11 protein-coding genes and 4 pseudogenes are annotated in these 12,286 nt (G+C 71.5%); 10 read left to right on the top strand and 5 right to left on the bottom strand.

The window, feature by feature from the left end; genetic code table 11:
- Window positions 1-76: 76 nt before the first annotated feature.
- Window positions 77-289 (bottom strand): hypothetical protein, encoded by a 213-nt coding sequence (locus OG556_RS39610; RefSeq protein ID WP_331745300.1) that lies wholly within the window; start codon window positions 287-289, stop codon window positions 77-79.
- A 339-nt stretch (window positions 290-628) separates the two neighbouring features.
- Here OG556_RS39610 and OG556_RS39605 point away from each other — a divergent pair, with 339 nt between their 5' ends.
- The 4 genes from OG556_RS39605 to OG556_RS39590 all read left to right on the top strand — a co-directional run bounded on the left by OG556_RS39605 (window position 629) and on the right by OG556_RS39590 (window position 3,107).
- Window positions 629-829 (top strand): hypothetical protein, encoded by a 201-nt coding sequence (locus OG556_RS39605; protein WP_331745298.1) that lies wholly within the window; start codon window positions 629-631, stop codon window positions 827-829.
- 79 nt (window positions 830-908) lie between these two features.
- Complete coding sequence (locus tag OG556_RS39600) at window positions 909-1,607, top strand: restriction endonuclease (protein WP_331745297.1); 699 nt, start codon at window positions 909-911, stop codon at window positions 1,605-1,607.
- Window positions 1,608-1,663: 56 nt separating this feature from the next.
- Window positions 1,664-2,095, top strand: a complete 432-nt coding sequence (locus OG556_RS39595) for a hypothetical protein (RefSeq protein ID WP_331745295.1) — start codon at window positions 1,664-1,666, stop codon at window positions 2,093-2,095.
- A gap of 775 nt (window positions 2,096-2,870) precedes the next feature.
- Window positions 2,871-3,107: a hypothetical protein gene (locus OG556_RS39590; protein WP_331745293.1), complete on the top strand. Its 237-nt coding sequence runs from the start codon at window positions 2,871-2,873 to the stop codon at window positions 3,105-3,107.
- A 490-nt stretch (window positions 3,108-3,597) separates the two neighbouring features.
- Here the strand turns inward: OG556_RS39590 and OG556_RS39585 are convergent.
- The 3 genes and pseudogenes from OG556_RS39585 to OG556_RS39575 all read right to left on the bottom strand — a co-directional run.
- Window positions 3,598-4,197, bottom strand: a pseudogene (locus tag OG556_RS39585) (zinc-binding dehydrogenase); the annotation flags it as partial.
- A pseudogene (locus OG556_RS39580) lies at window positions 4,185-5,078 on the bottom strand (aldo/keto reductase). The pseudogenes OG556_RS39585 and OG556_RS39580, both read right to left, overlap by 13 nt.
- A complete protein-coding gene (locus OG556_RS39575) occupies window positions 5,075-5,632 on the bottom strand; it encodes a TetR family transcriptional regulator (RefSeq protein WP_331745291.1) in 558 nt (185 codons plus the stop codon). Before OG556_RS39575 ends, OG556_RS39580 begins: the two are co-directional and overlap by 4 nt.
- 411 nt (window positions 5,633-6,043) lie before the next feature.
- Between OG556_RS39575 and OG556_RS39570 the strand changes: the two genes are divergently transcribed.
- The 5 genes and pseudogenes from OG556_RS39570 to OG556_RS39550 all read left to right on the top strand — a co-directional run bounded on the left by OG556_RS39570 (window position 6,044) and on the right by OG556_RS39550 (window position 10,870).
- Window positions 6,044-7,027: a hypothetical protein gene (locus tag OG556_RS39570; protein ID WP_331745289.1), complete on the top strand. Its 984-nt coding sequence runs from the start codon at window positions 6,044-6,046 to the stop codon at window positions 7,025-7,027.
- A gap of 175 nt (window positions 7,028-7,202) precedes the next feature.
- A pseudogene (locus tag OG556_RS39565) lies at window positions 7,203-7,406 on the top strand (chitinase); the annotation flags it as partial.
- A gap of 21 nt (window positions 7,407-7,427) precedes the next feature.
- Window positions 7,428-8,270, top strand: a complete 843-nt coding sequence (locus tag OG556_RS39560) for a thaumatin family protein (protein ID WP_331745287.1) — start codon at window positions 7,428-7,430, stop codon at window positions 8,268-8,270.
- Between the two features lie 80 nt (window positions 8,271-8,350).
- Entirely contained in the window at window positions 8,351-9,169 is an 819-nt protein-coding gene (locus tag OG556_RS39555; RefSeq protein WP_331745286.1) for a glycoside hydrolase family protein, read from the top strand.
- 936 nt (window positions 9,170-10,105) lie between these two features.
- Complete coding sequence (locus OG556_RS39550) at window positions 10,106-10,870, top strand: TIGR04222 domain-containing membrane protein (protein ID WP_371523170.1); 765 nt, start codon at window positions 10,106-10,108, stop codon at window positions 10,868-10,870.
- Window positions 10,871-10,918: 48 nt separating this feature from the next.
- Here OG556_RS39550 and OG556_RS39545 read toward each other — a convergent pair.
- Window positions 10,919-11,129: pseudogene (locus tag OG556_RS39545) on the bottom strand (IS630 family transposase); the annotation flags it as partial.
- 760 nt (window positions 11,130-11,889) lie between these two features.
- Between OG556_RS39545 and OG556_RS39540 the strand changes: the two are divergent.
- Window positions 11,890-12,255 carry a DUF4190 domain-containing protein gene (locus OG556_RS39540; RefSeq protein WP_331745284.1) on the top strand — a complete coding sequence of 122 codons (366 nt, stop codon included), beginning with the start codon at window positions 11,890-11,892 and terminating at the stop codon, window positions 12,253-12,255.
- Window positions 12,256-12,286: the final 31 nt, after the last annotated feature.

The following is a 12,286-nucleotide window of genomic DNA, read 5'->3' as shown; positions in this document are numbered from 1 at the left end:
CGGACGGTGCCGTTGTCCTCGTCGATGTGGCTGTCTGTCGGGGGCAGGGTGGTCGCGTTACCCGTGGTGGTAGCGATCAGATCTGCCGGTCCGGATCGGAGAAGGTCAAGTCCCCAGGCGAGAGGCGGTGACGGGCCGGGGCAGGCGCGTTCACGGTCTCGCCGGGCGGCTGGCGGAAGTCGGCGCCCTGCTCGACCGGCAGCCGGCGCACGCCGGGCTGGGCGGACAGGGGTGCGTCCGTTGCGGTCGCAGAGAAGGCGGGCATCGCGAGAGGGCGGCGGTCAGTCATGATCACCAGTCTCGCAGCCCGGACGGGGCCGGGTAGGCCAGGCCCCTATCACCGGTGGTAATGCCCTGGGCCTGGCTACAGGGCCAGACCGGCCCGTTGTTCCAGATCCCCAGAACGAAGCGGTTGAGCCCCTGCTACCACTCTCTCCCCCGCCCGAGGCAGGCCGGCCGTAATGGTCGGCGCGCCTCGGCACGGCTGCGGACCCGCGCTCGTTCGCGCCCGGCCGTTTTCGGGAAACCAGCCCCGGCGGAGTGGTCGCTCTGGCATGCTCACCCGAATGCGGCAGGCCCCGGGTGACCGGAGCCTCACACAGAGTCAACTACCGGGCCGGGGTGGGCAGTGCAGTACACGATCAGCGTGACGGCGTTCCTCGCGATCCTCATCGTCATCCGGCTCCGCCGCCGCACCGAGGCCCGCAGCCGCGCCGACGAGGCGTTCACCGTCTTCACCGCCGTCGTGTTCGGCGTCCTGATCGCCACCACCGCCTGGGGCCACGCCATCCTCCAACTCGTCGGCATCGCCGTCGAAGCCACCCGCTGACCGCGCACCACGGATCCGCTCCCCGGCCGGTACTGCGGCCCACAGGAAGGACACGACGTGAACACACCCGGAGCAGCGCATGGCTGAGCGCAGGCCTACGGTGCGACGACCGCGCCCACGTCGGCCCGTACGACGCGACGACGCCACCTGGATCGCCTACGCCCTGGTCGCGCTCCTCGCGCTCAGCGCCGCGGCCGCCCTCCTGCGGTGGCTCGCGGCGAACTGGTGGATCCCCGCCGCCGCCGCGCTCGCGGCCGGCACCGCCACCACGGTCGTGCTGCGGAGCCGGGCACTGGCCGCCCGCGAACACCGGCTGCGCGCCGCCCAGTTACGCCTGGCCCTGAGCGGCCCGGGCGGGATCGACCACATGACGCCGGACGCGTTCGAGTATGCGGTGCGCGACCTGCTGCAACGCGACGGATGCCGCGCGCGCAAGGTCGGGCGGGCGAACGACCAGAGCGTGGACGTCCTCGCCGAGGACCCGACAGGCCGGCGCTGGGCCGTGCAGTGCAAGCACAAGCAGGACCCCGTCGGCGGCAAGCCGGTGGGCGTCGGCGTGCTGTACGCGCTCGCCGGCACCTACCAGCGCGCCCACGACGCCCACCTCGCCGTCGTCGTCACCAACGGCCGCTTCTCCCGCGACGCCCACCGCTGGGGCACCGAGCAGGGCATCCACCTCGTCGACCGGGCCGTCCTCGCCCGCTGGGCCGCTGACGGCCACCCGCTGTGGAGCGTCCTGCCCCGCATTCCCGCACCCCGCAACGGCCGCCTCAACTGACCCCCCTCGCCGGCTCGGAGGCCTACCCTGATCCACGGCAAGGGGAGGGCAGGGGCGTGGAACTGACAGCACGGGACAGGCGCTGGATGGGCGTGGCGGGGCTGATCGGGGTCGGGGTGGCGGTGTGCTACGCGGTGTGGGGCGGTGAATCCGACTATCCGCTCCCCTACAAGCGGCAGGACGCCTCCGTCCTGCGTCGAATCCAGCTCGCCGACCCGTCCACGAAGAACACCACCGTGGCGGCGGACGACCACACGGTCTCGATGGAGGTCGCCTGGAGCGGCTGCGACTACAAGCCCGACCTGGTGGCACGGGAGACGGCCAAGCAGGTCGCGCTGCTGCTCAGGCGCCGGGACGCCTCGGGCCCGGACATCGGTTGTGAGGACGGCGGCATCGCCGAGCTCACGGTCGTCCTGCATCAACCCCTCGGCAACCGGGCCCTGACCGACGCCCTCACCGGCGAACCTGTCCCCCACACCCACGCCTGACACCGGGCTGCAGCCGGATGCCGGCAGTCCCGACGACGGATGGCGCCACCTGCACTCGGACAGCGGCTCCGCCGGCGATACGGGGCGGAGCGCGCCGCCGAAGGCTCCGTACAGGTGGTCTCGCGCGCGACGCGAGCCCGGCCGGTCTTCGCCGAGCCCCGCGGACCGGGCCCCACAACCCGCTCGAACGACCCCGACGAAGCAGGGGTGGCATCACCGGCGACGCCGCCCCTGGCGTCGTGGGTGACGCCCAATGTCCAGAACCCGAACTCCAGAACCCGCAGCTGCGCTCGTCCTTCCGGACGGCCGTAGGCCCCTGACGGGTGGCTGCGCGCGAGCACACGCGAGGCCCCCCGCCGCCCGGGACCGACCGCTTTCGAACGACTCTCTTGGGCGAGGCTCCAGATCGTCTCCTGACGGCCGATCTTGCCCTCGGAAGGAGCGCCGCACCCGGCCGGTAGCCAGCCGACCGGGCAGGATGTCCCCACACTGTCCCGGCCCGGGAGTGAAAGCACTCCTACCAGGGGAACGGCCTGGGACCATCCTGGTGGATCAGTCAAAACGGACTGTCAGGTCCCAGACAGTGCAAGAACTGTCCGGAAGATGATCGCAAGCCCGTCAGACGAGCTCGTGACCTGCGCCGTCACAGAAACACCACACTGCTTCCGGTCGGAATTGGTCTCGACCATTGCCCCGCCTTCACATTCGGAGGAGGCTCCTCGGCGAAGCGCAGGGGCACGGACCCCGGCGCTCACCATTGGGAGGAAGACCACTCATGTCGCTTCGCAAGGCATTCTCCGCCGCGGCCGTGGCCGGGCTCGTGGCCGGCGGCGCCCTGATCGCCGCCCCGGCCGCCCAGGCGTCCACCTACACCTACATCGGCATATACCCGACCGCCGCCGCCTGCCACGCGGCCGGCCAGGCGTATGTGAACAACCACCAGGCCATCGTCTACTTCTGCGACACCACCACCGAGACCGGCCCGGCACGGCTCTCCGTAGTCCTCTACTGAGCCGCCGGAACGCACTGATGGTGGGCCGCACGACCGGCGGCCCACCATCATCACCATCACTGAACGCCTCGCCGACGCTCGGCGGGAAACCGGCACCGTACTGGAGGCCGCGGCAGTCGGTGAGATCGCCACCCAGGCCGTCACCGACGTCCGCGCCCGCCCCGACATCCCGGCCGCCGAACTGGAGACCGGCCCCGCCCTGGACGGCGTCACCACCGGCGGCGGCCAAGGCGGGCCGGCCACGACCCGCACGTGCCGCAGCCGGAGGAACGGGTGCGGAGACACGCCTGCTTGATCCGGCATCCCACGCGGATCCCCTCGCTGTTGCAGTAGAGCAGCAGTGCCGGTAGTGCCGTCGGCAGGTAGCCCACGCACCCCTTGCCCCTCTGCGCGGTGACCGGCTACGAATCCCGACAGGCCCGCTCTCCCCACGAGCTCCACGGCCTTCCAGCACAGATGATCGGGCGGAAGCCGTCCCCCTCCCCCTGGGTCAGCGGCCTTCGGCAGCGGTGTCCACCAGGACTTTGCCGACCGTGCCGCTTTCCACCGCCCGGTGTGCGTCGGCGGTGCGGTGGAGCGGGAAGCGCAGCAGTGGCAGGCCGTGTTCGTCGCCGACGGGCAGGGCGCCGTCGCGCACCGCGGCGGTGACGTCCTCGACAGCCGCCGTGCGCGCTGTCGGGCCGGCCGTGTAGAGGATGAGGAACTGAAGGCGGGTGTTCAGCACCATGTTGTGCCCCACGTTCAGTTCGACCGGCTTGCCGCCGTCGTTGGCGTAGGTCGCGATCGTGCCGCGCGGGCGCAGGACGGCCAGGTCCAGTGCGAGGTTCGCGCCGAGTGCGACCTCGGCGACGATGTCGACGCCGTCCGGGGCGACCCTGCGGATCTCGGTGGCCGGGTCGCCTTCGCGGTAGTTGACCACGTGGTGGGCGCCGGCGGCGGTGGCCAGCCGGGCCTTGGCCGGGCCGCTGACCGTGCTGATGACGGTGGCGCCGGCCCAGCGGGCGAGCTGGATCACGGCGTGCCCGACCCCCGGGCTGCGGCCGCGAGCCGGCCCGGCCGGTGCCTGGCCGGTGCCGGTCAGCCGATGGGGACGTCGTTGGAGCGGGACTCGACCGCGTCCAGGGCGGCGAGGTCGGCGGCGTCGAGGGTGATCTCGCCGGCCGCGATGTTGGCTTCGAGGTGGGCAGCGTCGGCGGTGCCGGGGATGAGCAGCACGTTGGGGGCGTGGTGCAGCAGTCAGGCGAGGCCGACCTGGGAGGGTGTGACGCCCAGGGATGCGGCCACGGCGTGCACCGCCGGCTCGTCGGTCACCTTGGGCAGGCTCGGGAAGGCCCCGCCGAGCGGGAAGAACGGGACCCAGGCGATGCCCTCGGCTGTGCACAGCCGCAGCATGTCCTCGTCGTCGCGGGAGACGAGGCTGTACGCGTTCTGCACGCAGGCGATGCCCGCCGGCAGGGCGCGGCGCAGGCCGTCGAGGGTGACGCCGCTCAGGCCGATCGCGCCGATCTTCCCCTCGTCGCGCAGGGCGGTCATGAGCGCGAGCTGGTCGTCGAGGCCGACGACCTGATCGCCGTCGGGCCGCAGGCCGGGGCCGGAGTCGAGGCGGCGCAGGTTGACCACCGGGAGCTGGTCGGTGCCGAGGCTGCGCAGGTTGTCCTCGACACTGGCGCGCAGTTGTTCGGGCCGCTGTGCCAGGCGCAGCGGCAGCGGGCCGCCCGGGTCGGGGTCGGCGCCGACCTTCGTGACGACCAGGACGTCGTCCCGGGGGTGCAGCGCCTCGCGGATCACGTCGTTGGCGAAACCGAAGCCGTAGAACTGGGCCGTGTCCAGGTGGTCGACGCCCGACTCGACCGCGCGGCGCAGCAGTGCGAGGGCCTCGCTGCGGCGGTGGTGGAGGCGTTCGAGTTGGAGGGCGCCGTAGCCGACCCGCAGGACGGTGCGGTCGGCGAAGGGTGCGGTCGGGGAGGTCATGTGGCCGTCTCCTCGGTGGGTGACTGCAGGGCGGTGTGCAGCAGTTCGGCCAGGTAGAGCGCCATCACGCGGTCGGCGATCGGGACGGCGTGCTCCCGGGCGCGGGCCGGGGCGAGGTCTTCGGCCTTGGCCAGGTGGGCTGTGACGCAGTCGAGCACCATGGCGCGCATCCGGTCGACCGTGTCGGCGACGATGGCGCGGATGGCCGGGTTGGTGGTCGCCTCGCCCCAGGTCTGCACGCCGACCCGGGCTCGGGCGGGGTCGATCGTGGCGATCAGGCGGGCGAGCAGTTCGTCGGGGTCGGGCGGGTTGTCGCTCGCGGCGTACTGGCCGAGGGTTTCGGCGCGTTTGGCGAGCAGCGTGTGGGCGGAGGCCTGGACCAGGTCGGCCTTGCTGCGGTAGTGGGCGTAGATCGAGCCGGTCGAGAGGCCGGACTCGGCCGTGATGTCGGCGATCGAGGTGCGCTCCAGGCCGTTGCGGCTGAAGCAGCGTACGGCGGCCTCGGTGATCTGGGTGCGCCGGAGTTCCTTGCGTGCGTCGGTGAGCCGTGGCAATGCGCCCTCCGTCAAGAAGAATTGACGTTCTGTTTGTAGAGGGGACTATACAGAATCACTGCTCTGTTTGGTGCGGGGGCGGGTCGCGGGTGGACAAGCCCGGCCCGGGAGGCTGGGGGGCCGGGAGGCTGCGCTGCCCGTTCCCGTGAACGGGGTCGGGCACCTGGGCCTCGCGGCGCGGGGACACCGCGATGCGCGGAAGGATGCCCTTGGGGAACTGGTGATGTGACGGTCTGTCGGTCTTTGGGAACGGCGACTAACGTACGGGTGCAGGCCTGGTGACGCTTCGTCACCACGCACCGCCATGGGTCCTCCATGGCCTGCGCGGTACGGACGGGGCGCCGCACCCGGACGCACGCCCGAACGCACGCACGCTCGCCGAAGACGTCCATCGCACACCTGGAGACCCCCGTGAATCCCAGCTCCGTTTCCCGCCGGCAGCGCCTGCGCGTTCCCGGCGCCGCTTGCGTCGCGCTGCTGTGTTCCGTCGCCCTCGGCGCCGCGACACCGGCGCAGGCCTTCAGCGGGGGGAACCACGAGAAGATCACCCGGGCCGCCCTGGGGGCCGGGGGCTGGCACCCGAACTCGCTGACGGCGATGGCGGACGGGAACTCGGGGGCGATCGTCGCCAACGACCACGGCGAGTACTTCGGCATCGGCAAGCTCCACTGCGACAACGCCGACTACCTCGACCCCAGGTACGACAACCGCTACCCCCGCACCCGCGAGCAGGCCAACGCCGAGATCATCGACTGCGTCGAGGGCTCCATCGATCACGTCAAGAGGGCCGTCGCCGCCGCGGACCGGCTGGTCGACGCGAACGGGCGCGTCATCGCCGCCCAGACCTCCATCTCCCCGGCCTGCTCGTGGAACGACCAACCGGGACGGGCGAAGTGTGAGGTGCTGGAGGACCTGGGCCGCGGCTGGCACCAGATCGAGGACTTCTACGCCCACAGCAACTGGGTCGACCAGGCCGGCCCGGGAGCCACCGGCGTCAAGAATCCCCCCGGCCTGGGGCGCACCGACCTGCCCGCGTTCTTCTCCATCAGTCGTTACAGCTCCATGAGCAGGGCCGACTGGGTCAAGGACGCCACCGGCCACATGCCGCACGACCTGGCGACGGGCTGCTACCCGGACCGCGACCACAGCGGGACGGTTTCCAACTGCACGGGTCGCGTCACCCACGACGGGGTCCTGAACAAGGACACGAAGGACAGCCCGCGCTCGGTCGTCGGCCACAACTTCGACCACGCCTACGACCTCGCCGTCAAGGACATCGCACGCCAGTGGAAGGAGTTCAAGGACGAGCTCCAGCGCAGGTACCCGAACAACGGCCGGGCAAAGGCGATGATCTGCGCCATCACCCACGACCACCCGGACAAAACCTGCTCCTGACACACCACCGCGGCGCCGGCCAGCCCGGTCCGAACGCCCCGAACGCCCCGAACAGTCCCAACGGCCCGACCACACCCGCCGGTGGGACGAGGAGACCGGTGGACTCGATGTCCCGCATCCCGCAACGGGAGGAAGGCCCCGCGTGTCCCTTCGACGCACAGCCTTGAGGATCGACTGGAACACCCAGTCCGGGCCCGACTCCATGACGGCCCACCACGCGATCGTCACCGGGGCCGGATTCGGCCAGACGATCCGCAGCATCAACAGCGCCGTGGAGTGCAACGGCAGGAACACCGCCGGGATGCAGGACAGGGTCAACCTCTACCAGCGGTTCACACGCATCCTCGGCACCTCCCCCGGCACCAACCTGACCTGCTGAACGGAACGGAACGGAGAAGTCATGCGCGGATTCCTGACCAAGCTGTTCGTCGCGGCGGCCGCCGCCGCACTGACCGTGGTGCTGCCGAGCACGGGCGCGGGCGCGGCGACGGGTGCGACCGTAACGGGCACGACCGTGACGGCTGCGACCGTGACGGGCGCGGCGGCGCCGACCCGCACCGCGCCGGCTGCGACCGCCGCGGTCAACCACACGGTGACGTTCGTGAACCACTCGTCGCAGAAGCTGTGGATCGGAAGCGGCGTCAACGCCGACGGGTCGAAGCAGTTCACCCGGCTGCCGGTCCTGGCCCCCGGCCAGTCGGCGACGGTGACGATCCCCGAGACGACCGCCCCGTTCCACTGGCGTGGGAAGTTCTTCGCACGCCAGGGATGCGGCGGGGCCTCCGGCAGCACCTTCCACTGCCGGGTGGCCGACTGCGGCCCGGCCGCCGACCACTGCACGACGGGCGAACAACCCGCCAGCCTCGCGGAGTTCAACTTCGACGCCAAGGACGGTGCCGCCCCCTGGTACGACGTCAGCTACGTGAACGCGTTCTCGCTGCCGATCACGATCACCCCGGTGAACGCCACGATCCCCGCCGGCGGGGGCTGCGACACACGGGGCTGCGCGGCGAACCTGCTGCCCTACTGCCCGCCCGCCGACCTGACCCGCGGGCCGGACGGCAAGCCGATGCTCTGCACCAACCCCAGCCGGGACACCCCCAGCAGCTACAGTCGCGCGCTCAGCGCGAAGTGCCCCAAGGCCTACACGTGGTCCAAGCAGGACCAGGTGCCGGGCAACAAGGTGATGCAGCAGTGCAGCCGTTGCAGCGGCTTCACCGTCACGTTCGGCCCCACCGCGTGAGCCGCCCGCCCCGGACCCCGGCCCCCGGCCCGAGCCGCTGCTGGCCCCGTCACGACCACGCGCCCCACGAGAGGAACGCCTTGCCCCGTCGAATGCGCCTGTTCACCGCCCTGCTCGCGACACTCACCTGCCTCACGGTCGGCAGTGCGGCCGACGCGACCGCCGCCCCGGCGAAGAAGAAGGGCGTGAGCGCCTGGAACTTCACCGACGTCACCAAGGCGCTGGCCGACTCCAGGGCCGGCTGGTTCTACACCTGGGCCTCGGACCGCCAGCAGATCAAGCCGCCGGCCGGCGTCGAGTTCGTCCCCATGATCTGGGGCGCCGGCTCGGTGACCGACGCACAACTGCGAACGGCCCGGCAGGAGGGCACGACCCTGCTCGGCTTCAACGAACCCGACCTGCCGGCACAGGCCAACATGAGCGTCACCAGGGCCCTCGACCTGTGGCCCCGGCTCCAGTCGACCGGGATGCGCCTGGGGGCACCCGCGGTGGCGGGCGGCGGCGACATAGCGGGCGGATGGCTCGACCAGTTCATGAAGGGCGCCGCCGCCCGCCACGACAAGATCGACTTCATCCCCCTGCACTGGTACGGCTCGGACTTCCGCGCCGACGCCGCGACCGGCCAACTGCGCAGCTACCTCCAGGCCGTCTACAACCGCTACAAGAAGCCGATCTGGCTCACCGAGTACGCCCTGATCGACTTCTCCAGCGGCACCCCGAAGTATCCGACACCGGAACAACAGGCCGCGTTCGTGACGAAGTCGACCGCCATGCTCCAGGGACTCCCCTTCGTCGAGCGCTACGCGTGGTTCACCCTCTCCGCGGACCGTGGCGGCACCGGCCTCTACAACCGGGCCACCCCCAACCGGGTGGGCACGGCCTACCGCGCAGCCGGCTGAACGCCCTGGCCCGCGCCCGCAGACGGACGCGGATGACCACAACGCCCGGACCGGCGCAGAACCGGGGCCCACAAGCCCGGCGGACGGACCGACGTGCCCACCCGCCGGGCGACGGCCCGTAGCCGACCACCGCGGCTCATCGGCCGGCCCTGCACCGGCCCAAGGGATTCCCCAGGTGGCCGTCGCCCGCGAACACGTTGCTCGCCACGGCCGTTACAGGGCCGCCGCCGACACCGGACGGCAGCACCTGGCGCCAGCGGCCAGGACGGATCCGGCGCCCAGGCCAGCCGCCGGCAAACGCACCGGTACGCTCCTCCAGCACGCCGAACACCCCGGCTCAGGCCCGCCAACCCGACAGGTCCGCGTAGTCGTCGACCACACCGAGGCCACGCAGCCGAGCGCACTCCCCCGTGTCCTTCCAGCAGCGCCCCGACAGATCGGAGGCGGTGGCCAGGCGGCCGGACGGCGGCAACAGCGAAGGCGTCCGGCCCCCGTTCCCCGGCCCCGTCACGCGGGACCCGCCGAAGGCAAGCCCCTGGCGCAACAGCCGTTGCGGCAGCCACAACAGAGGCCCCAGCCGCCGCCCGGGACCTGCCCGGAGATCTCGGCGAACCACGAGGGGCCGTTCCACATATGCGCGACCACCGTCAGCCTCCCGTCGGTCGACTCGGTGACGGAGGAGGGAGTGGCCACCCCCTCCGACAGCGGACCTCGGTTCTGCAGCTTGGACGTCCGGCCCCAAATTCCACGTACTGACGTGCACTACTGAGGTTTTCGTCGTGTTGTCGGTGATGACAGATGGTGCTCCCTGCGATTTGCCGGTGGTATGCAGTAGGCGCAGAGTTGGGGCCTGACTGCTGAGCGGCGGTCATCCGGCCGTGTCATTCTTCTGGGGGCGGACCGGGGAGGGCCTGCTGTCCGTTGACGGGGGGCGTGATGGGATTGATCGGTCTCGTGTGCGTGGTGGCCGGGCTTGTCGGTGCGGGGCTGTTGCGGTGGCTGCCTGTTAGGGGGCGGACGGACGGCCTGGCGGTGGCCGGTGCCGCAGGAGTGCGGGGCGGTTCGAAGGCCGCACTGACAGTGGCCGTGGTGGAACTCCACCTTGCGGGGGCGATCGATGTCGGTCGGCGTGGCCTGCTTCGGCGGGTGGTGCATACCGGCCCCGGACGTGACGCGACTTCCCTGCACCGGGCCGTGTGGACGGCGTTCGGCCGGGAGCTGTCGTTGGCTGATATCGCCGCCGCTCCGGCTGTGCGGCGGGCTCGGGAAGAGGTGCGCGCCGAACTGGCCGGACGTGGCCTGCGATGCGGCCGAGCTCGGCTGACAGCGGCTGGCCTGCTGACTATGGCAGCAGGCGGTGCGGCCGTGACCATCGCGGCGCAGGAAGCCCTCTGGACGGGTCTGCCGCTGGCCGTGCTCTCGCTCACTGTCTTGTGCGCCCCGGCGCGGACGTTGGCCGGGCACCAGCTGTTGCGCGAGATGCGCCGCCTGCATCCCCTTCCCGGTGCCGCGCCGGCCGGGCCGGGGGAGATCGGACTCCTTGTCGCGCTTCACGGGCGCCGGGCGCTGCGTCTGCTGGTGCCGGAGTTCGCCGCCTGCGCCGGCTTGCTCGATGGCCGTGCCACCAGGGATACCGTCGCCCGCTCCGAGGGCGACTCGTACGGCTTCAGTGCCCTTTCCGGTGGCGGCGACGGAACCTGAGAGGTCGCCACTGAATCTTTGACGGGTCGTGGGTTCAGTGGGGTGAGTGAGTGACAGGCCAGTGCCAGCCAAGCATCCGCAATGAGGGCGGGCCGGAGTTGGATGTGGCGCAGGCCTCGCCGGAGGGTGCGGGTGAGATGGTCCGGGTCGGTGAAAGCGGTGTTCGCCGTCGGGCCGCGCCGCAGGAGCGACCAAAGACCTCGACCGGATTGAGATCCGGCGCGTATGAGGGCAGTTGGAACACGGTGAGCCACTCGTGCTCGGCCGCGTACTGTCCCACAGTGAGCCCGCCTCCGCTGCCGCAGGCGCCTGCGGTACCGACGCCAGCACGAGCGCCTCGACCTGCGCCTGTGCCTGCGCAGACGGTGCGAGGAGGCCGACCACACCGATGAGTGCAGAGCAGACTGTGGCCACCGCCGTGAATGACCGTGCGCTCCTGGGCATCGCTGGCCCCTGCCTTCCGACCGGTCATCGAGACCGCCCAGGCAGCGGAACAGACCACGGGCCATCCCGCCCACCAGCGCGACCGGTACGGGCACCCGCGCCCGAAAATGGCCGGAACGGACGCAACGGAACAACGGTGTCCGCACTGTCGGGAACGCCCTCTACGTCAGCGAGCGCGATGCCTACCGCCGGCTACGCCAAGCTCGGGAGCTGGAACTGACGGCAGCGGATTCGCCGACGTCGGAGGAAACCAACGGCCAGGAGTCGGAGCCCCTGGCGAATCCGCCGGCCCCTCCACTGGCACTGTGGCAGTGACTACTGACCGGGGTCGACAGCAGCACCGTGCTCGCCGCCGCGCAGAGGAACGCGAACAGCATGCCCGTGTCTGTGGAACTGCGTAGCAACGGCCGGATTCCCCAGGTCATGGACGCCAAGTATGACGTCCCGTGTCCCCCCGCCTCCTCCCCCGATCGGGGGAGCGCGGTTTCCCTCCCGACCGGGAGGCGCGCACGGGGCGCCGTGTTCCAGGATCGGTCAGGCCCGGAGCGACCGGGCCGATCACGGAAGGACAGCGGATGCACACCCCTGGAACGGCGGCCGCCCGGCCCGCAGCAGCAGCAGCAGCAGCACGCAACGCCCCGGCGACGGCGGCCGTGGTGCTGGGCGCGCTCGGCCTGTTCACCTCGTTCGCGGTCGTCGGCGGCCTGTTCGGCGCCGTCGGCCTGGCCACGGGCACCGTCGCCCTGCGAGCGTCCGGGCGCACCGGCACCGGCCGGGGCCGCGCGCTCGTCGGCCTGCTGCTCTCGCTCGCCGCGATCGCGGCGTCCGTCCTGGCCGCCGTCTTCATCGCCTGGTACGCGAACCACACCCAGGAGTGCTACCGCCCCGACGACCTCCACCAGTACGTCGAGTGCGTCCGCCGCAACCTCTCCGGGCACTGACCGCGCCGGAAACCCCGGCGAACACCCAAAC

Origin of the sequence: Kitasatospora sp. NBC_01300, from assembly GCF_041435235.1 — a bacterium.
Lineage (GTDB): Bacteria > Actinomycetota > Actinomycetes > Streptomycetales > Streptomycetaceae > Kitasatospora.
This window is presented reverse-complemented; position numbering and strand designations above follow the sequence as displayed.